The sequence below is a fragment of the Metapseudomonas phytobenefica genome (assembly GCF_043392685.1).
In the GTDB taxonomy this organism is placed as follows: domain Bacteria; phylum Pseudomonadota; class Gammaproteobacteria; order Pseudomonadales; family Pseudomonadaceae; genus Metapseudomonas.
Window position 1 is genome coordinate 19,806 of the sequence record NZ_JBHZGM010000009.1, and the last position, 22,778, is coordinate 42,583.

Annotated in this window: 22 protein-coding genes; 7 read left to right on the top strand and 15 right to left on the bottom strand. The window is 63.8% G+C overall.

The annotated features are described in order from the left end of the window. The 15 genes from rnhB to rpsB all read right to left on the bottom strand — a co-directional run bounded on the left by rnhB (position 1) and on the right by rpsB (position 14,434). On the bottom strand, positions 1-603 hold the full coding sequence (gene rnhB, locus ACFW0B_RS09920; RefSeq protein WP_449147739.1) for a ribonuclease HII: 603 nt from the start codon (positions 601-603) through the stop codon (positions 1-3). Continuing rightward, complete coding sequence (gene lpxB, locus ACFW0B_RS09925) at positions 603-1,736, bottom strand: lipid-A-disaccharide synthase (RefSeq protein WP_449147740.1); 1,134 nt, start codon at positions 1,734-1,736, stop codon at positions 603-605. Before lpxB ends, rnhB begins: the two co-directional genes overlap by 1 nt. A 4-nt stretch (positions 1,737-1,740) precedes the next feature. Further along, the gene (lpxA, locus tag ACFW0B_RS09930) at positions 1,741-2,517 is read right to left on the bottom strand and encodes an acyl-ACP--UDP-N-acetylglucosamine O-acyltransferase (protein ID WP_449147741.1); all 777 of its coding nucleotides are present in this window, start codon (positions 2,515-2,517) and stop codon (positions 1,741-1,743) included. Beyond that, complete coding sequence (gene fabZ, locus ACFW0B_RS09935; protein WP_449147742.1) at positions 2,514-2,954, bottom strand: 3-hydroxyacyl-ACP dehydratase FabZ; 441 nt, start codon at positions 2,952-2,954, stop codon at positions 2,514-2,516. The genes lpxA and fabZ overlap by 4 nt, the downstream gene beginning before the upstream one ends. Positions 2,955-3,002: 48 nt before the next feature. Continuing rightward, the gene (gene lpxD, locus ACFW0B_RS09940) at positions 3,003-4,064 is read right to left on the bottom strand and encodes a UDP-3-O-(3-hydroxymyristoyl)glucosamine N-acyltransferase (protein WP_449147743.1); all 1,062 of its coding nucleotides are present in this window, start codon (positions 4,062-4,064) and stop codon (positions 3,003-3,005) included. Further along, entirely contained in the window at positions 4,064-4,567 is a 504-nt protein-coding gene (locus ACFW0B_RS09945) for an OmpH/Skp family outer membrane protein (protein WP_449147744.1), read from the bottom strand. Before ACFW0B_RS09945 ends, lpxD begins: the two co-directional genes overlap by 1 nt. A gap of 42 nt (positions 4,568-4,609) precedes the next feature. Continuing rightward, the gene (gene bamA / locus ACFW0B_RS09950) at positions 4,610-6,961 is read right to left on the bottom strand and encodes an outer membrane protein assembly factor BamA (protein ID WP_449147745.1); all 2,352 of its coding nucleotides are present in this window, start codon (positions 6,959-6,961) and stop codon (positions 4,610-4,612) included. Positions 6,962-7,035: 74 nt separating this feature from the next. Then, on the bottom strand, positions 7,036-8,388 hold the full coding sequence (gene rseP / locus ACFW0B_RS09955; RefSeq protein WP_449147746.1) for a sigma E protease regulator RseP: 1,353 nt from the start codon (positions 8,386-8,388) through the stop codon (positions 7,036-7,038). A gap of 39 nt (positions 8,389-8,427) precedes the next feature. Then, complete coding sequence (ispC, locus tag ACFW0B_RS09960) at positions 8,428-9,618, bottom strand: 1-deoxy-D-xylulose-5-phosphate reductoisomerase (protein ID WP_449147747.1); 1,191 nt, start codon at positions 9,616-9,618, stop codon at positions 8,428-8,430. Continuing rightward, positions 9,615-10,430, bottom strand: coding sequence for a phosphatidate cytidylyltransferase (locus ACFW0B_RS09965; RefSeq protein WP_449147748.1), 816 nt, complete (start codon positions 10,428-10,430; stop codon positions 9,615-9,617). The genes ispC and ACFW0B_RS09965 overlap by 4 nt, the downstream gene beginning before the upstream one ends. Then, entirely contained in the window at positions 10,424-11,185 is a 762-nt protein-coding gene (gene uppS, locus ACFW0B_RS09970) for a polyprenyl diphosphate synthase (protein WP_449147749.1), read from the bottom strand. Before uppS ends, ACFW0B_RS09965 begins: the two co-directional genes overlap by 7 nt. Before the next feature lie 14 nt (positions 11,186-11,199). Continuing rightward, positions 11,200-11,757, bottom strand: a complete 558-nt coding sequence (gene frr / locus ACFW0B_RS09975) for a ribosome recycling factor (RefSeq protein WP_449147750.1) — start codon at positions 11,755-11,757, stop codon at positions 11,200-11,202. Beyond that, positions 11,754-12,497, bottom strand: a complete 744-nt coding sequence (pyrH, locus tag ACFW0B_RS09980; RefSeq protein ID WP_044873768.1) for a UMP kinase — start codon at positions 12,495-12,497, stop codon at positions 11,754-11,756. Before pyrH ends, frr begins: the two co-directional genes overlap by 4 nt. 200 nt (positions 12,498-12,697) lie before the next feature. Continuing rightward, positions 12,698-13,567, bottom strand: coding sequence for a translation elongation factor Ts (tsf, locus tag ACFW0B_RS09985; RefSeq protein WP_449147751.1), 870 nt, complete (start codon positions 13,565-13,567; stop codon positions 12,698-12,700). A 126-nt stretch (positions 13,568-13,693) separates the two neighbouring features. Then, a complete protein-coding gene (gene rpsB / locus ACFW0B_RS09990; protein ID WP_449147752.1) occupies positions 13,694-14,434 on the bottom strand; it encodes a 30S ribosomal protein S2 in 741 nt (246 codons plus the stop codon). A 265-nt stretch (positions 14,435-14,699) separates the two neighbouring features. Here rpsB and map point away from each other — a divergent pair, with 265 nt between their 5' ends. The 7 genes from map to ACFW0B_RS10025 all read left to right on the top strand — a co-directional run bounded on the left by map (position 14,700) and on the right by ACFW0B_RS10025 (position 22,724). Then, the gene (map, locus tag ACFW0B_RS09995; RefSeq protein ID WP_449147753.1) at positions 14,700-15,482 is read left to right on the top strand and encodes a type I methionyl aminopeptidase; all 783 of its coding nucleotides are present in this window, start codon (positions 14,700-14,702) and stop codon (positions 15,480-15,482) included. Between the two features lie 30 nt (positions 15,483-15,512). Then, the gene (locus ACFW0B_RS10000; protein WP_449147754.1) at positions 15,513-18,215 is read left to right on the top strand and encodes a [protein-PII] uridylyltransferase; all 2,703 of its coding nucleotides are present in this window, start codon (positions 15,513-15,515) and stop codon (positions 18,213-18,215) included. Between the two features lie 76 nt (positions 18,216-18,291). Then, positions 18,292-19,485, top strand: coding sequence for a succinyldiaminopimelate transaminase (gene dapC, locus ACFW0B_RS10005; RefSeq protein ID WP_449147755.1), 1,194 nt, complete (start codon positions 18,292-18,294; stop codon positions 19,483-19,485). Between the two features lie 19 nt (positions 19,486-19,504). Further along, positions 19,505-19,852 carry an ArsC family reductase gene (locus ACFW0B_RS10010; protein WP_449147756.1) on the top strand — a complete coding sequence of 116 codons (348 nt, stop codon included), beginning with the start codon at positions 19,505-19,507 and terminating at the stop codon, positions 19,850-19,852. Positions 19,853-19,928: 76 nt separating this feature from the next. Continuing rightward, positions 19,929-20,963 (top strand): 2,3,4,5-tetrahydropyridine-2,6-dicarboxylate N-succinyltransferase, encoded by a 1,035-nt coding sequence (gene dapD, locus ACFW0B_RS10015; RefSeq protein WP_449147757.1) that lies wholly within the window; start codon positions 19,929-19,931, stop codon positions 20,961-20,963. A 154-nt stretch (positions 20,964-21,117) separates the two neighbouring features. After that, entirely contained in the window at positions 21,118-22,323 is a 1,206-nt protein-coding gene (locus ACFW0B_RS10020) for an aminotransferase class V-fold PLP-dependent enzyme (protein ID WP_449147758.1), read from the top strand. Then, positions 22,320-22,724, top strand: coding sequence for a SufE family protein (locus ACFW0B_RS10025; RefSeq protein ID WP_449147759.1), 405 nt, complete (start codon positions 22,320-22,322; stop codon positions 22,722-22,724). The genes ACFW0B_RS10020 and ACFW0B_RS10025 overlap by 4 nt, the downstream gene beginning before the upstream one ends. Positions 22,725-22,778 lie beyond the last annotated feature (54 nt).

Consider the following 22,778-nt stretch of genomic DNA (forward strand, 5'->3'; position numbering starts at 1 on the left):
TCAGCGAGTGCCCTCGATCAGCTCCCTGACCGGGCCAAAGGAGCGGCGGTGTATGGGGGTCGGCCCCAGGCGGCGCAGGGCCTCCAGATGGACGGCGGTGGGATAGCCCTTGTGCCCGGCGATGCCATAACCGGGGTAGATCGAATCCAGCTCGGCCATTTCCCGATCACGGCTGACCTTGGCCAGGATGGAAGCCGCAGCGATGGCCGGTACCTGGCTATCTCCCTTGACCACCGGAGCGCTGGGCACCTTGAGCTTGGGGCAGCGGTTGCCATCGATCAGCGCCAGCTTCGGCGTCACGCTGAGCCCCTCCACCGCACGCTGCATCGCCAGCATGGTGGCATGCAGGATGTTCAGCTGATCGATCTCCTCCACCTCGGCACGGGCGATGCACCAGGCAAGGGCCTTCTCGCGGATTTCGTCGAACAGCGCATCGCGGCGCGCTTCCGAGAGCTTCTTCGAATCGTTCAGGCCGAGGATCGGCCGCGCCGGGTCGAGGATGACCGCAGCGGTCACCACCGGACCACAGAGCGGGCCACGGCCGACTTCGTCGACGCCGGCCACCAGCTCTTCCACCAGGCTGAAATCCAGACCGAGCTGCATCAGGGCACTCCAATTAATTGCAGGATGGCGTCAGCCGCCTGACGCGACGCGTCCTGGCGCAGCGAGCGGTGAATGACATCGAAGCCGTGGGTCTGTACCTCGCCGTCATCCAGCAGCGGAGAGACGGTCTGTGCCAGGGCCTCTGGGGTCGCTGCGTCCTGCAGCAACTCAGGCACGAGCAGGCGCTGGGCCAACAGGTTAGGGAGAGACACGTAAGGGGTCTTCACCAGACGCCGGAGGATCCGATAGGTGAGCGGCGCCACCTTGTAGGCCACCACCATCGGACGCTTGTAAAGGAGCGCTTCCAGCGTCGCGGTGCCAGACGCGATCAGCACCGCGTCGCAGGCGGCCAGGGCCTCGTGTGAGCGCCCATCCAGTAGTTTCAGGGGAAGGTCGCGGCCAGCCACCATTGCCTCGACCTGTTCGCGCCGCTCCGGGCTCGCGCAAGGCAGGACGAATCGGATGCCCGGCCGGATCGAGCGCAGGCGCTCGGCGGCATCGAGGAACAGGGCCCCGAGTTTACCGACCTCACCGCCCCGACTGCCCGGCAACAGCGCTACCACAGGAGAGTCTTCGGGCAGGTCGAGCCGCCCCCGCGCCAGGGCGCGATCCGCTTCAAGCGGAATGGCATCGGCTAGCGGATGGCCGACGAAGCGCACCGGCACGCCGTGCTCTTCATAGAAACGCGCCTCGAAGGGGAAGAGCGTGAGCATCAGGTCGCAGCCTTCGCGGATCTTCAGCACGCGCTTCTGCCGCCAGGCCCAGACCGAGGGGCTGACGTAATGCACGGTCTTGATCCCGGCCCGGCGCAACTTGAGCTCGACCCCGAGGTTGAAGTCCGGTGCGTCGATGCCGATGAAGACGTCGGGGCGTTCGTCGATCAGGGTCTGGATCAGCCGCTTGCGCCGACGCAGCAGCTCCGGAAGGCGACCGAGCACCTCCACCAGGCCCATGACCGCCAGGCGCTCCATGGGGAAATAGGATTGCAGCCCTTCGGCCTGCATGCGCGGGCCGCCAACGCCGATGAACTGGACGTCGGGATGGCGCGCCTTGAGCGCCTGCATCAGGGTAGAGCCGAGGATATCGCCGGACGCCTCGCCGGCAACCAGCGCGATGCGCAGGGGACGATTCATGATCTCAGCGGGTGATGCCGCGGGTCGAGGACTGGATGGAGTTGCGGAAAACGGCAACTTCCGGGAACTGGGCAGCGGATTCGGCCAGCTCGGCCAGTGCCTGCTCCACGGTCAGCCCCTGGCGATAGACCACCTTGTAGGCGCGACGCAGGGCCGCGATAGCCTCCGCGCTGAAACCGCGACGGCGCATGCCCTCGAAGTTCATGCTGCGGGCCTCGGCCGGGTTGCCGAAGACGGTGACGTAGGCCGGTACATCCTTGCCGATGGCAGTTCCCATGCCGGAGAAGCTGTGAGCACCGATCCGGCAGAACTGGTGAACCAGGGTATAGCCGGAGAGGATCGCCCAGTCGTCAACATGCACATGGCCGGCCAGCGCGGTGTTGTTCACCAGGATGCAGTGGTTGGCGATGACACTGTCATGGCCAACATGCACATAGGCCATCAGCAGATTGTGGTCGCCAATGGTGGTTTCAGAACGGTCTTGCACCGTGCCGCGGTGGATGGTCACGCCTTCGCGGATCACATTGTGGTCACCGATCACCAGGCGGGTGGGTTCACCCTTGTACTTCAGGTCGGGCGTGTCCTCGCCCACCGAAGAAAACTGGAAGATGCGGTTGTGCTTGCCGATGCGGGTCGGTCCCTTGATGACCACATGGGGTCCGACCACGGTGCCCTCGCCGATTTCCACATCAGGTCCAATGATCGACCAGGGGCCGACCTGAACGCCATCCGCCAGCCGGGCTGTCGGATCGATAATGGCGCGAGGGTCAATCAAACTCATAGTTTGCGTTCCGCACAGATGATCTCTGCCGAGCAGACTTCCTTGCCATCGACAGTGGCATGGCAGTCGAACTTCCAGATACCACGCTTGACGCTGACGAACTTGGCTTCGAGGATCAGCTGATCACCCGGCAGCACCGGCTGGCGAAAGCGCAGCTTGTCGGACCCCACGAAATAATAGAGGGTGCCGTCGGCGGGCTTCACGTCGAGCATCTTGAAGCCGAGGATGCCGGCCGCCTGGGCCATGGCCTCGATGATCAGCACGCCGGGCATGATCGGGTGCTGCGGGAAGTGCCCATTGAAGAAGGGCTCGTTGATGCTGACATTCTTGTAGGCGCGAATGCGCTTGCCTTCAACATCCAGATCCACCACCCGATCCACCAGGAGGAAAGGGTAGCGGTGCGGCAGATATTCGCGAATCTCGTTAATGTCCATCATGTTCCTGGAGCCTTTTCAGAGGATTGGGGATGCACGGCGCTGCGTGAATCACGCTTCTGATGAAACATCCCCGCCCGGGGTCACTGCCGCCAGGCGCTTTTCCAGTTGCTGCAGACGACGCGCCATGTCGTCCAACTGGCGGATCCGGGCAGCACTCTTCTTCCATTCCGCGGCGGTTTGCATCGCGGTACCGGAGGAATAGGCTCCCGGCTCGGTGATATTGCGCGTCACCATGGTCATGCCGGTGACGAATACGTTGTCGCACACTTCGATGTGGCCAACCATGCCCACGCCGCCGGCGATCATGCAGTTGCGGCCGATCTTGGTACTGCCGGAAATACCCACGCAGCCTGCCATGGCCGTGTTGTCACCGACCTGCACGTTGTGCGCGATCATGATCTGGTTATCCAGCTTCACGCCGTTGCCGATCAGGGTATCGGAGAGAGCACCACGGTCGATGGTGGTGTTGGCGCCGACTTCGACATCGTCGCCCAGGGTCACGCCACCGATCTGTGCAATTTTCTGCCAGACACCCTTTTCGTTGGCAAAGCCGAAACCCTCGCCGCCGATCACGGCGCCAGACTGGATCACCACGCGCTTGCCGATCTTCACATCGTGATAGAGGGTCACACGGGGAGCCAGCCAGCCACCCTCACCGATGACGGTGCGGGCACCGACCACGCAGTGGGCACCCAGGGTCACGCCAGCGCCGATCTGCGCACCGGACTCGATCACCACGTAGGCGCCAACGCTGGCGCTGGGATCGACCTTGGCATCGGCCGCGACCACGGCAGTCGGGTGAATCCCCGGCTGTGCCTTGGGCTTGGGATCGAACAGGTGGGACAGCTCGGCGTAGGCCAGGTAGGGATTGGCCACCACCAGGGCATTGCCAGCAAAGCCTTCGGCGTCGGCTGCAGTGAGCAGCACGGCGGTGGCCTTGGTATCGGCAAGGAACTTGCGGTATTGCGGGTTGGCCAGGAAGGTGAGCTGACCCGGACCGGCCTCCTGCAGGGTGGCCAGGCCGCTGATAGCCTTGTCCTCGGAGCCACGCAGGGTGGCGCCGAGACGTTCGGCCAGTTGGCCGAGTGTGAAGACCGGGGCCGCCATCATCAGCGCTGCTGGTTCATGCGCTCGATGACCTGGCGGGTGATGTCGTACTGCGGTTTGACGTCAACCACTGCACCGCGCTCCAGCACCAGGTCATAGCTGCCTTTCTTCAGCACTTCTTCGACAGCCTTGTCCAGCTTGGGCTTGAGCTGCTTGAGCATATCGCGATCGGCAACGGCCTTGGCTTCGTTCAGTTCCTTGGACTGGAACTGGAAGTCACGGGCCTTCTGCTTGAATTCGAGCTCCAGGCGCTCACGCTCGGCCTGCTGCATCCTCTCGCCATCCTTCACCAGGCGGTCCTGGATGCGCTTGGCGTCGCTTTCCAAGGTCTTCAGCTTGTTCAGCTGGGGACCGAACTTCTTCTCGGCGTCGACGGCGTATTTCTTGGCGGCGTCGGATTCCAGCAGGGCCATCTGATAGTTCAATACCGCAATCTTCATTTCCGCGAAGGCCGGAGTCGCCATCATGGCAGCGGCAACCAGAACGAATTGAGTCAACTTACGCACGATGCAACTCCTGCAACACATACTGTTGTCTTGATGAAACACTTAGAACGTCTGGCCCAGGGAGAACTGGAATACCTGGGTATCGGCATTGTCCGGCTTCTTGATCGGCATGCCCAGACTGAAACTCAGCGGCCCCAGGGCGGTGATCCAGGTCAGGCCCACACCCACGGAGCTGGCCAGATCACCGGCGTTGATGCTGCTGCAGTTGGTCGCAGTGGACGAGCAACTGGTGTCGAACACATTACCCACATCCCAGAAGAGCACGGTACGCAACTGACGCTGGTCCTTGACGAACGGCATCGGGAACAGCAATTCCACACCGCCCTGGATCAGCACGTTACCACCGAAGGGGAGCGGGTCCTGGTCCGGGTCCAGAGCGGTGCCCGGGTTAGTACCTTTACTCGGCGTACTGCGCGGGCCGAGGCTGCTGTCCTCGAAGCCGCGTACGGAGTTGAAGCCGCCGGCGAAGTAGTGCTCGTAGAACGGCAGCTCGGAGGTGGAACCATAGCTGTCGCCATAGCCCAGCTCGGTGTGCCAGCGCAGAGCGGTGTTCTGGCTCAACGGGGTGAACAGCTGGCCACGGTAGTCGAGCTTGTAGAACGACAGGTCGCTACCCGGGATGGTGCTTTCCAGCACCAGGCTCTGGGAATGGCCGCGGGTGGCCAGCACGCCCTTGTTCAGGGTCGATTCGGACCAGCCGATGGAGCCCTTGAAGTTCAGGTAGCTGTCGCCTTCCTGCTCGATGAAATCGAAAATCTCATCGACGGTGTAGATACCGGTATTGATCTTGTCCTGCTGTACGGTCAGACCGTAGGTCAGGCGCGACGTCTCGCTGATCGGATATCCGATGCTGACGCCGGCGCCGTAGCTGTCCACGGCATAGCTGGACACGTCGGTGTCGAGATCGTCGTAGTCGGTGCTGCGGTAGAAGGCGTTATAGCCCAGACTGACGCCATCCGGAGTCCAGTAGGGATCGACGAAGCCGAAGTTGTAGCGGGTCTGGTACTCGGAGCGGGTCAGGCCGATGCTGACCTTGTTACCGGTACCCAGGAAGTTGTTCTGGCTGATGGAGCCACCGAGGATCAGGCCGGCGCTCTGGGCGAAGCCCACGCTCGCGGTGATGGAGCCGGACGGCTGCTCTTCCACGGTGTAGTTGACGTCGACCTGGTCGTCGGTGCCGGGCACCTGCGGGGTTTCGACGTTCACTTCCTTGAAGAAGCCGAGGCGTTCCAGACGGGTCTTGGACTGGTCGATCAGGTAGGTCGAGGCCCAGCCACCTTCCATCTGGCGCATTTCGCGGCGCAGCACTTCGTCTTCGGTCTTGGTGTTGCCGCGGAAGTTGATGCGGTTGACGTAGGCACGCTTGCCCGGGTCCACCACGAAGGTGATGGAAACGGTGTTGTCCTCGTCGTGGGCTTCCGGCACGCCGTTGACGTTGGCGAAGGTATAGCCCTCGTTACCCAGGCGGCGGGTGATCAGTTCGGAAGTGGTAGTCATCACCTTGCGCGAGAACACCTGGCCCTGCTGAACCAGCAGCAGCTTCTTCACTTCGTCCTCGGGCACCTTGAGGTCGCCGGAGAGCTTGACTTCGCGAACGGTGTACTTCTCGCCTTCATCGACGTTGACGGTGATGTAGACGTGCTTCTTGTCCGGAGTGATGGATACCTGGGTGGAAGAGATATCCATGTTGATGTAGCCGCGGTCCAGGTAGTAGGAACGCAGGCGCTCCAGGTCACCGGAGAGCTTCTCGCGGGCGTACTTGTCGTCGTTCTTGAAGAAGGACAGCCAGTTGGTGGTCTTCAGCTCGAACAGGTCGATCAGGTCTTCGTCAGGGAAGACGGTATTGCCGACGATGTTGATGTGCTGGATGGCTGCGACCGAGCCTTCGTTGATCTTGATCTTCAGTGCCACACGGTTGCGCGGCTGCGGAATCACTTCAGCCTCGATCTCGGCGGAGTAACGGCCCTGAGCGACGTACTGGCGCTGCAGCTCGTTACGCACACCTTCGAGGGTGGCACGCTGGAAGATCTCGCCTTCGGAAAGGCCGGATTGCTTCAGGCCCTTGAGCAGGTCTTCGGTGCTGATGGCCTTGTTGCCCTCGATCTCGATGCTGGAGATCGACGGACGCTCGACAACGGTGATGACCAGGACGTCGCCATCGCGACCCAGCTGGATGTCCTGGAAGAAGCCGGTCTTGAACAGTGCGCGGGTGGCTTCGACCAGGCGACGGTCGTCCGCGGTGTCGCCGACGTTGAGCGGCAGGGCGCCGAACACGCTGCCGGCGGAAACCCGCTGCAGGCCGTTGACGCGAATGTCGGAGATGTTGAAGGACTCGGCGTGAACCTCGGCGATCATGAGTGCGGCAAGCACCGCAGGTAGCAGCAGGCGTTTCATGAAGTCCTTTTTTATTCCAACCGGTAATAAAGAATCTGCCGCACAAGGCGGCAGACTCGAAAATCAGTGACTCGTTACAGACGGCTCAGATCATTTACCAGGGCGAGCAACATCACCCCTACAACCAGACTGATACCGATCTGCACCCCCCAAGCCTGCACCCGCTCTGACAATGGGCGACCCCGCGTCAATTCGATCAGATAGAACAGCAGGTGCCCCCCATCAAGGACGGGAATTGGCAACAGATTGAGAACCCCCAGGCTTATGCTCAGATAGGCGAGGAAATTGAGAAAATCCCCCACCCCGGACTGGGCTGAAGCGCCCGCCACTTTAGCAATGGTTATCGGCCCGCTCAAGTTTTTTACCGAGAGCTCACCAAGCAGCATTTTCTTTAGGGAATCCAGAGTTAGCAGGCTCATGGACCAGGTCCTGGCCGCTGCTTCGGTCACCGCATCGAGCGGACCGAAACTGACTTCCCGGAGCATTTCCGCCGGCCAGTCGACACCTTTCACTCCAGCACCGAGGTAGCCGCTGCGCGCCTCACCCTCGCCACGGGACGCCAGGGTCACCTGGACGTCACGCGCCTGCCCTTGAGTCTCGACGCTGAGGGTGATGCGCTCGGCGGGACGCTTGCGCACCCGCTCGACCAGTTGCTGCCAGTCGTCCAGAGGTTGGCCATCCAGGGCCAGCAGGCGGTCGCCAACTTTGAGGCCGGCGGCCTGGGCCGGGCCTTTCGGATCCAGTTCATCGAGGACAGGCGGGATAGCCGGGCGCCAGGGAGTAATACCCAGAGCGCCAATCGGGTCAGGCTCTTCCACGCCCTTGAGCCAGGCGCTCAGCTGCAGCTCGCGGATCTCTTCGGTGGTGGCGCCGGCCTCGCGGACGCCTACCTGCAAGGTTCCGGATTCGCCCAGGCGCCGAACCAGCTGCAGATTGACCTGGGCCCAGCCGGTGACGGCCTTGCCATCGACCGAAACGATTTCCTCGCCAACCTCGAGGCCAGCGCGAGCAGCGATGCTGTCGGGGGCGATGCTGCCGATGACCGGCCTGATCTGCTGGCTGCCGAGCATCGCCAGTACCCAGAAGAACAACAGCGCAAGCAGGAAGTTGGCGACGGGACCGGCCGCGACAATTGCGATGCGCTGCCCCACCGGCTTGCGATTGAAGGACTGCCCGAGCAGTTCCGCGGGCACTTCGGCCTCACGCTCGTCCAGCATCTTCACGTAGCCGCCGAGGGGAATGGCAGCGACGACGAACTCCGTGCCGTGGCGATCATGCCAACGGAACAGCGGCGTGCCGAAGCCGACGGAGAATCGCAGGACCTTGACCCCGCACCGACGGGCCACCCAGAAGTGACCGAACTCGTGGAAGGTCACCAGCACCCCGAGTGCGATCAGGGTGCCAAGAATCATGTAGATAGCGCTCATCGGTTTCCTCCGGAGCAGGCGGCCGCTGAAGACCGGTCGCTAGCGCCCTTGACGGACCAGCCACTGCTGCGCCGCGGCCCGGGCCCGGGCGTCGGCTTGCAGGACGGAGTCCAGCGTTTCGACCGCATTCGCTGCTTCGCGGTTCAGCACTTCGTCGATGATACTCGCGATCTCGGTGAAACGGATGCGCCGATCCAGGAAGGCTGCAACGGCCACCTCGTTCGCCGCATTGAGCATCGCCGGGGCGCTGCCGCCCTCCTCCGCCGCCTGTCGAGCCAGGCGCAAGCAGGGGAAACGCCCTTCGTCCGGAGCCTGGAAATCCAGGCGGGCCACAGCGAACAGATCCAGCGGCGAAACGCCGGATTCGATGCGTTCCGGCCATGCCAGTGCGTGGGCGATGGGGGTGCGCATGTCCGGATTGCCCAGCTGGGCCAGTACCGATCCATCCACGTAGTCCACCAGCGAGTGGATCACGCTCTGCCGATGGATCACGACTTCCACCTGGGCCGGGCGTGCGTCGAACAGCCAGCAGGCCTCGATCAGTTCCAGCCCCTTGTTCATCATGCTGGCCGAATCCACGGAAATCTTGCGCCCCATGGACCAGTTCGGATGCGCACAGGCCTGCTCAGGCGAGACCTCTGACAACTGCTCCAGCGGCATCTCGCGGAACGGGCCGCCAGAAGCCGTCAGGAGGATGCGGCGCACGCCTACAGGCGCCAGCCCGCGGGCGTAATCCCGGGGCAGACACTGAAAAATCGCGTTGTGTTCGCTGTCGATAGGCAGCAACACGGCGCCACTCTTGCGCACGGCCTGCATGAACAGGGCACCGGACATCACCAGCGCTTCCTTGTTGGCCAGCAGGACGCGCTTGCCCGCCTCGACCGCCGCCAGGGTCGGTTTGAGGCCGGCAGCGCCGACGATGGCCGCCATCACGGCGTCGACTTGCGGATGGGCAGCGACTTCGCAAAGCCCCTCTTCCCCCACCAGCACGCGGGTCCGAAGCCCGGCTGCAAGCAGACTGCCTTGCAGATGACGGGCAGAGTCGGCGTCCGGCACCACGGCGAATTCGGGGCGATGGCGCAGACACAGGGCCTCCAGCTCGCTCAGCCGGCTGAAGCCGCTGAGGGCGAAGGCCTGATAACGATCAGGATGGCGCGCGACGACATCCAGGGTGCTGAGGCCGATGGAGCCGGTAGCCCCCAGCACGGTAATGCGTTGCGGCTGGTTCACAGAGCACCCCAGCCAGCCGCCCAGAGCAGCGCGGCGAACAGCGGGATGGCGGCGGTCAGACTGTCGATGCGGTCCAGCACGCCACCATGGCCGGGCAGCAGGTTACTGCTGTCCTTGATGCCAGACTGGCGCTTGAACATGCTTTCGGTCAGGTCGCCCACCACCGAGATCAGCACCACCAGGGCCGCGCCGGCCAGGGCCAGCACCAGCTCGGAACCCACCCAGCCACGGTAGAAACCGACCCCCACGGTGATCAGCAGGCTGGCCAGCAGACCACCTACCAGCCCTTCCCAGCTTTTGCCGGGACTGACGTTGGGCGCCAGCTTGCGCTTGCCGAATGCCTTGCCGGAAAAATAGGCGCCGATGTCGGCTGCCCAGACCAGCACCATCACGGCGAGAATCAGCCAGTTGGCCAGCGGCCATTGCTTGAACAGCACCAGGCCTTGCCAGGCCGGCAGCAGGATCAGCAGGCCGATGACCAGCTTGCCCGGCGTACCGCCCCAGTAGCGGCTGGTTTCGGGATAACCCAGCACGAGGATGGTCGCTGCCCCCCACCAGAGCACGCCGAGTATCAGGACCAGCGGCGCCAGTGCGGGTACGAGATAAAGTCCGTAGAGCAGTGCCGCCACGAGCAGGCCGTAGGCGACGCGCAGGGGCTGCGAGGAAAAGCCCGCCAGGCGTGCCCATTCCCAGCCGCCGAGGCTAACCACGGCACCGATGAACAGCGCGAAGGCGCCGCCGTCCAGCCAGAAAAAGCCCGCAAGGGCGATGGGCAACAACACCAGGGCGGTGATGACGCGTTGTTTCAGCATTTGGCTCGGGCCTCGGCTTCCAGCTGCTCGCTTGTCTTGCCGAAGCGACGCTGGCGCTTGGCGAAGTCGGCCAGCGCCTTGCGCATGGCTTCGTGCTTGAAGTCAGGCCAGAAGAGATCGGAGAAATACAGCTCGGCGTAGGCGAGCTGCCAAAGCAGGAAGTTGCTGATGCGATGCTCGCCACCGGTGCGGATGCACAGGTCGGGCAGCGGCAGGTCGCCGGTGACCAGGCAGCTTTGCAGCAACTGCGGAGAAATGTCATCGACCTGCAGGTGACCGGCCTGGACCTCACGCGCCAGGCGCTGTGCGGCCTGGGTTATGTCCCACTGGCCACCATAGTTGGCGGCGACCTGGAGGACGAACTTCTGGTGGGTGGAGGTCAACTGCTCGGCCTCGCGCATGGCGGCCTGCAGCTCCGGATGGAAGCGCGAGCGGTCGCCGATGATGCGCAGGCGGATGTCGTTCTGGTCCAGACGCCTGGCCTCGCGGCGCAGCGCCCCCAGGAACAGCTCCATCAGGGCGCTCACCTCGTCGGCCGGTCGCTGCCAGTTCTCACTGGAGAAGGCGAACAGGGTGAGCACCTCGACACCGGCCTCGGCACACACCTCGATTACCGCCCGGACCGCGTCCACGCCGGCCTTGTGACCGGCGATGCCAGGCAGCAGACGCTTCTTCGCCCAACGGTTGTTACCGTCCATGATAATCGCCACATGCCGTGGCACCGCGGGGTTCGCGCCTTGCTGGTTCTTGTCCATGGCGATTCCGGACGTCAGACGGCCATCAGGTCTTTTTCTTTGGCTTCCAGAGCCTTGTCGACTTCGCCAACGAACTTGTCGGTCAGCTTCTGGACGTCATCAGCGGCACGACGCTCCTCGTCTTCGCTGATTTCCTTTTCCTTGACCAGGTCCTTCAGCTGCGCCAGGGCATCACGACGGATGTTGCGCACGGCAACACGGGCGTTTTCGGCCTCGGCACGCGCCTGCTTGGTGTAGCCCTTGCGGGTTTCCTCGGTCAGGGCGGGCATCGGCACACGAATGGTGGTGCCGGCGGTAGCCGGGTTCAGGCCAAGGTCGGAGGTCATGATGGCTTTTTCCACAGCCTGGATCATGCTCTTGTCGAACACGGTCAGAGCCAGGGTACGGGAGTCCTCGGCCACCACGTTGGCCACCTGGCGCAGCGGAGTGTCGGCGCCGTAGTAGGAGACCATGACGCTGTCCAGGATGCTCGGGTGCGCACGCCCGGTGCGGATCTTGGCGAAAGCATGATCCAGCGATTCCAGGGTTTTCTTCATGCGCTCCTGCGCTTCTTGCTTGATCTCGTTGATCACTGTTCGCCCTCCTCGATCAGGGTTCCTTCGGCGCCGCCGACCACGATGTTCAGCAGGGCACCCGGTTTATTCATATTGAAGACCCGCAGCGGCATCTTCTGATCACGGCACAGACAAATGGCCGTGAGGTCCATGACGCCCAGCTTGCGATCGAGCACCTCGTCGTAGGTCAGACGCTCGAACTTCTCGGCATTGGGGTCCTTGAACGGGTCGGCAGTGTACACGCCATCGACCTTGGTGGCTTTCAGCACCACGTCGGCATCCACTTCGATGGCACGCAGGCAGGCGGCCGAATCGGTGGTGAAGAACGGGTTGCCGGTGCCGGCGGAGAAGATCACCACTTCGCCGGAACTCAGGTGGCGCATGGCCTTGCGGCGGTCGTAGTGGTCGGTCACGCCAACCATGGAAATGGCCGACATCACGATGGCGGGGATGTTGGAACGCTCCAGCGCATCGCGCATGGCCAGGGCGTTCATCACGGTAGCCAGCATACCCATGTGGTCGCCGGTCACCCGATCCATGCCGGCGGCGCTCAGGGCCGCACCACGAAACAGGTTGCCGCCGCCGATCACCAGGCCGACCTGGACGCCAATACCGACCAGCTGGCCGATTTCCAGCGCCATGCGATCGAGGACTTTCGGATCGATACCGAACTCCTCGGAGCCCATAAGGGCCTCACCGCTGAGTTTGAGCAGAATGCGTTTATAGCGAGGTTGGCGGCCACTCACCTGCTGAGCCATTGCGTATCTCTCCTGCGGCGCTATTGAATTCATGGGCCTAGAGGCCCGGTGTACTGGCGAGTCCTGAGACTGCGCAAACGGCGCTTGGTGCCCGGCTACCGGGTCCGCCGCCGGAACCGCCCCGAATGGGTTCCCCAGTTTGACGAAGAGGCCGCGCGCGTGAGCGGGCAGCCTCTTGCGGGGCGACAGCCGAAGCCGTCTTATTGCTTGGTAGCGGCGACCTGGGCAGCTACTTCGGCAGCGAAGTCGACTTCGACCTTCTCGATACCTTCGCCTACTTCGTAACGAACGAAGGAAACGATTTCAGCGCCGGCCTTCTTGGCCAGGTCACCGACCTTGACTTCCGGATCCTTGACGAACGGCTGCTCGACCAGGCTGGCTTCGGCCAGGAACTTGGCGATACGGCCCTTGACCATGTTCTCGACGATGTTTTCCGGCTTGCCGGCGATCTTGTCGGCGTTCAGGGCCAGGAAGATTTCCTTTTCCTTGGCGATGGCTTCTTCGGAAACCTGGTTCGGGCTCAGGAACTGCGGGTTGCTGGCAGCCACGTGCATGGCGATGTCCTTGGCCAGTTCCGGGTTACCGCCTTTCAGGCTCACGACTACGCCGATGCGGTGGCCGTGCAGGTAGGCACCCACCACGTCGCCTTCAACGCGGGTCAGACGGCGGATGTTGACGTTTTCGCCGGTCTTGGCAACCAGGGCCAGACGAGCTTCTTCGCGAGCTTCGATCAGCGGAGCAGCGTCGGTCAGCTTGTCGTTGAAAGCCTGTTCCAGGGATGCGGCAACGAAGCCTTTGAAGTCGTCCTGCAGAGCCAGGAAGTCAGTCTGGGAGTTGACTTCGATGATGACGGCAACCTTGTTGTCGTCAGCCACTTTGACAGCGATGGCACCTTCGGCGGCGATGTTGCCAGCCTTCTTGGCAGCCTTGATGGCGCCAGCGGCGCGCATGTCGTCGATGGCCTTCTCGATGTCGCCATCAGCGGCGGTCAGGGCCTTCTTGCAATCCATCATGCCCAGGCCGGTACGCTCGCGCAGTTCTTTAACCAGGGCTGCAGTAATCTCTGCCATGTCGCAATCCTCTTGAATAGGTTTTCAACCATTCAGCCCGGAGACCGGGCATTCACAATTCGGAGGTGGCAAAAAGGGGGCCTAGCCCCCTTCTTGCGCACCGGGTAACGCTAGATGGCTGTCAACTCAGCCTTCTGCGGCCTCGGAAGCAGCTTCTTCGACGAACTCGTCAGCACCGCCAACGGCATTCTGACGGCCGCGGATTACAGCATCGGCAACGCTGGAGAGGTACAGCTGAACGGCGCGGATGGCGTCGTCGTTACCCGGGATGACGTAATCAACGCCTTCAGGGCTGCTGTTGGTATCGACAACGCCGATTACCGGGATGCCCAGCTTGTTGGCTTCGGTGATGGCGATGCGCTCGTGGTCAACGTCGATCACGAACAGAGCGTCCGGCAGGCCGCCCATGTCCTTGATACCGCCCAGGCTGCGCTCGAGCTTCTCGAGGTCGCGGGTGCGCATCAGGGCTTCTTTCTTGGTCAGCTTGGCGAAGGTGCCGTCCTGGGACTGGGTTTCCAGCTCGCGCAGGCGCTTGATGGACTGACGGATGGTCTTGTAGTTGGTCAGCATGCCGCCGAGCCAGCGGTGATCGACGTACGGGGAGCCACAACGAGCAGCTTCTTCACGAACGATCTTGCCAGCGGAGCGCTTGGTGCCGACGAACAGAACCTTGTTTTTGCCCGCAGCCAGCTTCTCAACGAAGCTCAGGGCCTCGTTGAACATCGGCAGGGTCTTTTCAAGGTTGATGATGTGAATCTTGTTACGCGCACCGAAAATGTACTTGCCCATTTTCGGGTTCCAGTAACGGGTCTGGTGGCCGAAGTGCACACCGGCCTTCAGCATATCGCGCATGTTGACTTGGGACATTTCTATTCCTCGATAAGTCGGGTTAGGCCTCCACGTATCCCAATATCCAACCCTTTCGGGCACCCAGGAGATCGTGTCGATACGTGTGTGGGTTCAAGGCTTCCGGACAGCACGCCCGTAAAGCGGCGCGTTTTATAGCACAAAAAGCCGGGCAGAGCTACTGCAACGATACGCCGCAAATCAGCTGCCTTGCTCCCTGGAGCTTATGGCTTGCGGCTTTAAGCTGTTAATATCAGGCCTTTTCCGTTTGCGCCCGAGAGCCAATATGACCGTCACCATCAAGACGCCCGCCGAAATCGAGAAAATGCGCGTTGCCGGCCGCCTGGCCGCCGAAGTGCTGGAGATGATCGGCGAGCATGTCAAACCCGGCGTGACAACCGAGGAACTGGACCGCATCTGCCATGACTACATCGTCAACGTGCAGCAGGCCATCCCCGCGCCCCTGAACTACAAGGGCTTCCCCAAATCGATCTGCACTTCGGTCAATCACGTGGTATGCCACGGCATTCCCAACGAGAAGCCGCTGAAGGATGGCGACATCATCAACATCGACGTCACCGTCATCAAGGACGGCTACCACGGCGACACCAGCAAGATGTTCCTGGTGGGCAAGACGCCGGAATGGGCCGACAAGCTCTGCCGCGTGACCCAGGAGTGCATGTACAAGGGCATCCAGCTGGTAAGGCCGGGCGCACGCCTGGGCGATATCGGCGAAGTGATCCAGAAGCACGCCGAGAAGCAGGGCTATTCGGTGGTCCGTGAATACTGCGGCCATGGCATCGGCGCCGTGTTCCACGAAGAGCCCCAGGTCCTGCACTACGGCCGCGCCGGCACCGGCATGGAGCTCAAGGAAGGCATGACCTTTACCATCGAGCCGATGATCAACCAGGGCCGCCCGGAAACCCGCCTGCTGGGTGACGGCTGGACCGCCATCACCAAGGACCGCAAGCTTTCCGCGCAGTGGGAGCACACCGTCCTGGTGACCGCCAACGGCTATGAAATCCTGACCCTGCGCAGCGACGACACCCTGTCGCGCACCTCGTCCTGATCACCCACCTTATATAAGGAACGCCGCCCCATGCCGCAGGTGGATCCCGAGTTGTTCGACCGCGGCCAGTTCCAGGCGGAACTGGCCTTGAAGTCCAGCCCCATCGCTGCCTTCAAGAAGGCCATTCGCCAGGCCCGCGACGTACTCGACAACCGTTTCACCAGCGGCCGCGACATCCGTCGCCTGGTAGAAGACCGCGCCTGGTTCGTCGACCAGATCCTGCGGGCGGCCTGGGAGCGCTTCGACTGGAGCGAGGACGCCGACATCGCCCTGCTGGCCGTGGGCGGCTACGGGCGCGGCGAGCTGCACCCCTTCTCCGATATCGACCTGCTGATCCTGCTGGACAGCGCCGACCACGAAATCTTCCGCGAGCCCATCGAAGGCTTCCTCACTCTGCTCTGGGACATCGGCCTGGAAGTGGGCCAGAGCGTGCGCTCGGTGGCCGAATGTGCCGAAGAGGCGCAGGCCGACCTGACGGTGGTCACCAACCTGATGGAAAGCCGCACCATCGCCGGCCCCGAACATCTGCGCCAGCGCATGCTGGAGGTCACCAGCCCCGAGCAGATGTGGCCGAGCAAGCACTTCTTCGTCGCCAAGCGAAAGGAACAGAAGGCCCGCCACGCCAAATACAACGACACCGAATACAACCTGGAACCCAACGTGAAGGGTTCGCCGGGCGGCCTGCGTGATATCCAGACCATCCTCTGGGTCGCCCGCCGCCAGTTCGGCAGCCTCAACCTGCACGGCCTGGTGCAGCAGGGCTTCCTGGTGGAAAGCGAGTGCAGCATGCTGGCCTCCAGCCAGGAATTCCTCTGGAAGGTACGCTACGCCCTGCACATGCTGGCCGGACGCGCCGAAGACCGCCTGCTGTTCGATCACCAGCGCAAGATCGCCTCCCTCCTCGGCTTCGAAGACGGCGACAGCAAGCTCGGCATCGAGCGTTTCATGCAGAAGTACTATCGGGTGGTGATGGGAGTTTCCGAACTCAGCGACCTGATCAACCAGCACTTCGAGGAAGTCATCCTGCGCGCAGGCGAGACCGGCCAGGCGCAGCCGCTGAACAGCCGATTCCAGCTGCGCGACGGCTATATCGAGGTGACTCACCCGAATGTCTTCAAGCGCACCCCCTTCGCCATGCTGGAAATCTTCGTGCTGATGGCCCAGCACCCGGAGATCAAGGGCGTGCGCGCGGACACCATCCGCCTGCTGCGGGACAGCCGCCACCTGATCGACGACGATTTCCGCAAGGACATCCGCAACACCAGCCTGTTCATCGAGCTGTTCAAGTCCAGCCAGGGTATCCACCGCAACCTGCGCCGGATGAACCGCTACGGCATCCTCGGCCTGTACCTGCCGGAGTTCGGCAAGATCATCGGGCAGATGCAGCACGACCTGTTCCACATCTATACGGTGGACGCCCACACCCTCAACCTGATCAAGCACCTGCGCAAGCTGAAGTGGCCGGAGCTGGCGGAAAAATTCCCCCTGGCCAGCAAGCTCATCGACAAGCTGCCCAAGCCGGAGCTGATCTACCTCGCCGGGCTCTATCACGACATCGGCAAGGGCCGCGGCGGCGACCACTCCGAGCTGGGTGCCGTGGACGCGGAGGCCTTCTGCGCCCGCCACCAGCTGCCGGTGTGGGATTCGCGCCTGGTGGCCTGGCTGGTGCAGCACCATCTGGTGATGTCCACCACCGCCCAGCGCAAGGACCTCTCCGACCCGCAGGTGATCTTCGACTTCGCACGCCTGGTGGGCGACCAGACCCGCCTGGACTACCTCTACGTGCTCACCGTGGCCGATATCAACGCCACCAACCCGAGCCTGTGGAACTCCTGGCGCGCCAGCCTGCTGCGCCAGCTCTATACCGAGACCAAGCGCGCCCTGCGCCGCGGCCTGGAAAACCCGCTGGACCGCGAAGAGCAGATCCGCCAGACCCAGACCGCCGCCATCGACATCCTGGTGCGCAACGGCATCGACCAGGACGAGGCCGAGCAGCTCTGGAGCCAGCTGGGCGACGACTACTTCCTGCGCCACACCGCCAACGACGTGGCCTGGCACACCGAGGCGATCCTCCAGCACCCGCCCGGCAACGACCCGCTGGTACTGATCAAGGAAACCGCCCAGCGCGAGTTCGAGGGCGCCACCCAAATCTTTATCTACGCGCCGGACCAGCACGACTTCTTCGCCGTGACCGTGGCCGCCATGTCGCAGCTGAACCTGAACATCCACGACGCGCGGATCCTCACCTCCACCAGCCAGTTCACCCTCGACACCTACATCGTGCTCGATGCCGACGGCGGGCGGATCGGCGACAACCCGGCGCGTATCCGCGAGATCCGCGAAGGCCTGATCGACGCCCTGAAGAACCCGGACGAGTACCCGGCCATCATCCAGCGCCGCGTCCCGCGCCAGCTCAAGCACTTCGCCTTCCCGCCGCAGGTGACCATCTCCAACGACGCCCAGCGCCCGGTGACCATCCTCGAACTGACCGCCCCCGACCGCCCCGGCCTGCTGGCGCGCATCGGGCTCATCTTCCTCGAGTTCGACCTGTCGCTGCAGAACGCCAAGATCGCCACCCTCGGCGAGCGGGTGGAAGACGTGTTCTTCGTCACCGACGCCAACAACCAGCCGCTCTCCGACCCCGAGCTCTGCCGACGACTGCAGGAGGCCATCGTCTCCCAGCTGTCCGACGCCAACGGCAAGAGCCAGGGCCCGACCCGGATGAGCATCTGAACCCGTAGGGTGCAATAAGGCCGCTGGCCGGATTGCACCGATTGACCCACGACCTCCCTGTTGACGCCCTACAACCATGAATGACGCCCTGAACCAGTTGCAGCCCTACCCCTTCGAGAAACTCCGTGCCCTGCTCGCCGGCGCCCAGCCGGCCGGGAAAAAGGCCATCGCCCTGTCCATCGGCGAGCCCAAGCACCGCTCCCCGGCCTTCGTCGCCGAAGCGCTGACGGCGAATCTCGATCAACTGGCGGTCTACCCCACCACCCTGGGCATCCCGGCCCTGCGCGAAACCATCGCCCAGTGGTGCGAGGGCCGCTTCAGGGTGCCCGCCGGCTGGCTCGACGCCGCCCGCCACGTGCTGCCGGTGAACGGCACCCGCGAGGCGCTGTTCGCCTTTACCCAGGCGGTGGTGAACCGAGCCGACAGCGGCCTGGTGGTAAGCCCGAACCCGTTCTATCAGATCTACGAAGGTGCGGCCCTGCTGGCCGGCGCCGAGCCCCATTACCTGCCGTGCCTGGCGGAGAACGGTTTCAACCCGGACTTCGACGCCGTGCCGGCGGACGTCTGGCAGCGCTGCCAGATCCTCTTCCTCTGCTCCCCGGGCAACCCCACGGGTGCGCTGATCCCGGTGGAGACGCTGAAGAAGCTGATCGCCCTGGCCGATGAGCATGACTTCGTCATCGCCGCCGACGAGTGCTACAGCGAGCTGTACTTCGACGAACAGAACCCGCCCGCCGGCCTGCTCACCGCCTGCGCCGAACTGGGCCGCTCGGATTTTGCGCGCTGCGTGGTGTTCCACAGCCTGTCCAAGCGCTCCAACCTGCCGGGCCTGCGCTCCGGTTTCGTCGCCGGCGACGCCGACATCCTCAAGTCCTTCCTGCTGTACCGCACCTATCACGGCTGCGCCATGCCGGTGCAGACCCAACTGGCCAGCGTCGCGGCCTGGAAGGATGAAGTGCACGTGCGCGCCAACCGCGCCATGTACCGCGAGAAATTCGACGCCATGCTGGATATCCTTGGTCCGGTACTGGACGTGCAGCGTCCCGATGGCGGCTTCTACCTCTGGCCGAAGACCCCGGTGGACGACGAAACCTTCACCCGCGAGCTGTTCGCCCGCGAGCACGTCACCGTGGTGCCCGGGTCCTACCTGTCGCGCGCCGTCGATGGCTTCAACCCCGGCGCCGGCCGCGTGCGCATGGCCCTGGTGGCCCCGCTGGCCGAATGCATGGAAGCCGGCGAGCGCATCCGCGACTTCATCAAGGGCCTGTGAGATTCGAAGGAAACACACCATGAGCATCACCCTCTACGGCATCAAGGCCTGCGACACCATGAAGAAGGCGCGCACCTGGCTCGAAGAACAGGGCGTGGCCTACAGCTTCCATGACTACAAGGCGTCAGCCATCGATCGCGCCAGCCTGGAGAAATGGTGCGCCGAGCATGGCTGGGAAACCGTCCTGAACCGTGCCGGCACCACCTTCCGCAAGCTGGAAGACGCGCAGAAGGCCGACCTGGACCAGGACAAGGCCATTGCCCTGATGCTGGCCCAGCCGTCAATGATCAAGCGTCCGGTGCTTGACCTGGGTGACCGCACCCTGGTCGGCTTCAAGCCGGACCTCTACGCCGCCGCGTTCAAGTAACCCGATCGACGACCAGGCACCGCCGCGCAACCGCCTGGCCCGGTGCCTGACCAACCCCTTAGCAAGAGGAATCCCCATGTCCAACGCTCTCTTCAGCATCGCCTTCGGCGTCGGCACCCAGAACCGCCAGGGCAACTGGCTGGAAGTCTTCTACGCCCAGCCCCTGCTCAAGCCGTCCGAGCAACTGGTCGCCGCCGTCGCCCCGGTGCTCGGCTACAGCGCCGGCAACCAGGCCATCGCCATCAGCAAGGCCCAGGCGGCACAGCTGGCCACCGCCCTGAAGGACATCGACGCCGCCCAGGCCGCCCTGCTGACCCGCCTGGCCGAAAGCCAGAAGCCGCTGGTCGCCACCCTGCTGGCCGAAGACGCCGCGCTGACCTCCACCCCCGAGGCCTACCTCAAGCTGCACCTGCTGTCGCACCGCCTGGCCAAGCCGCACGGCCTGAACCTGACCGGCATCTTCCCGCTTCTGCCGAACGTCGCCTGGACCAGCCAGGGCGCCATCGACCTCGCCGAACTGGCCGAGCGTCAGCTGGAAGCCCGCCTCAAGGGCGAGCTGCTGGAAGTCTTCTCCGTGGACAAGTTCCCGAAAATGACCGACTACGTGGTCCCGGCCGGCGTGCGCATCGCCGACACCGCCCGTGTACGCCTGGGTGCCTACGTGGGTGAAGGCACCACCGTGATGCACGAGGGCTTCATCAACTTCAACGCCGGCACCGAAGGCCCGGGCATGATCGAAGGCCGCGTCTCCGCAGGCGTCTTCGTCGGCAAGGGCTCCGACCTCGGCGGCGGCTGCTCCACCATGGGCACCCTGTCCGGCGGCGGCAACATCGTCATCTCCGTGGGCGAAGGCTGCCTGATCGGCGCCAACGCCGGCATCGGCATCCCGCTGGGCGACCGCAACATCGTCGAAGCCGGCCTGTACATCACCGCCGGCACCAAGGTTGCGCTGCTGGACGACCAGAACCAGCTGGTGAAAGTGGTCAAGGCCCGCGACCTGGCTGGCCAGGCCGACCTGCTGTTCCGCCGCAACTCGCAAAACGGCGCCGTCGAGTGCAAGACCAACAAGACCGCGATCGAGCTGAATGAAGCGCTGCACGCCCACAACTAAAAAATTGGCCTGAAGCTACTGCGCTAGGCCATGCTGCGTTGAGATCGGGCTCGGACGTGCTCATTTACACTCGTAAACTCCGCGTCCTCGCCTGATCTCGTCTTGCCTGGCCGTCGCTCGCGACGCTTCACTTCCAATTTTTGCGTGCTACATCATGTCTCTTTCCTCCCCCTGGCGCTCCGACTTCCCTGCCCTTTCGGCCTTCGCAGCCGAGGGCCAAACCTATCTCGACAGTGCCGCCACCTCGCAGAAGCCCCAGGCGGTGCTCGACGCCCTTCTCGGTTACTACACCAGCGGCGCAGCCAATGTGCATCGCGCCCAGCATCTGCCGGGCGAGCGCGCCACCCGCGCCTTCGAAGGCACCCGGACGCGGGCGGCACAGTGGCTGAATGCCGCAAGCCCGGCGGAAATCCTCTTCACCCGCGGCACCACGGAGGCCATCAACCTCCTGGCCTACGGACTCGAACACCTGTTCCAGGCCGGCGACGAAATCGTCATCAGCGCCCTGGAACACCACGCCAACCTGCTGCCCTGGCAGCAACTGGCCCTGCGCCGGCAACTCAGGCTGGTGGTATTGCCGCTGGATGATCGCGGCCTGATCGACCTGGAACAGGCGCGCCGGATGATCGGCCCGCGTACCCGCCTGCTGGCGGTGAGCCAGCTGTCCAATGTCCTGGGTCGCTGGCAGCCGCTGGGCGAACTGCTGTCCCTGGCCCGCAGCCAGGGCGCCGTTACCGTGGTCGACGGTGCCCAGGGCGCGGTCCATGGCCGCCACGACGTACAGGCGATGGGCTGCGACTTCTATGCATTCTCCAGCCACAAGCTCTACGGCCCGGACGGCGTCGGCGTGCTCTACGGTCGCAGCGAGGCACTGGCGCGCCTCGGGCACTGGCAGTTCGGCGGCGAGATGGTCCACACCGCGGCCTACCAGAACGCCGACTTCCACGGCGCGCCCCTGGGCTTCGAGGCCGGCACCCCGGCCATCGCCTCGGTGATCGGCCTGGGCGCCGCGCTGGATTACCTGGGCGGCCTGGACGCCGCCGCCATCGCCGGCCATGAAGCGGCCCTGCACGCCAAGCTGCTGGCCGGGCTGGCTGCACGGGACGGCGTGCAGCTGTTGGGCGAGCCCGAACTGGCGCTGGCCAGTTTCAGCGTCGAAGGCGTGCACAACGCCGACCTCGCGCACCTGCTTACCGAGCAGGGCATCGCCGTGCGCGCCGGCCACCACTGCGCCATGCCGCTGATGCACCGCCTCGGCCTGCAGGGCGCCATTCGCGTGTCACTCGGCCTTTATAACGACGGCAATGACCTGGAGCGCTTCTTCGGCGCCCTGGACAAGGCCCTGGAGATGCTGCGATGAGCCTGCCCGCCAAGGCCCGGGAAGCCCTGGACGCATTCACCGTTGCCGGCGGCTGGGAACAGCGCGCGCGCCTGCTGATGCAATGGGGCGAACGGCTGGAAGCCCTGAGCGACGCCGAACGCAGCGATGCCAACCGGGTTCACGGCTGCGAAAGCCAGGTGTGGCTGGTGGCAGAGCGCCGGGGTGAGCAATGGCATTTCCGCGCCGGCAGCGATGCGCGGCTGATCCGCGGCCTGCTGGCGGTCCTGCTGGCCCGCGTCGACGGGCTGGAAGGCAGCGAACTGGCGGGAATCGACCTGGCGGACTGGTTCAATCAGCTGGGATTGGGTCGGCAACTGTCACCATCACGCAGCAATGGCCTGAATGCCGTGCTCAAGAAGATGCGTGAACTGAGCCTGTAGGAGCTGGCTTGCCAGCGAATGGCCCCTTTTCGCTAGCAAGCTAGCTCCTACAGA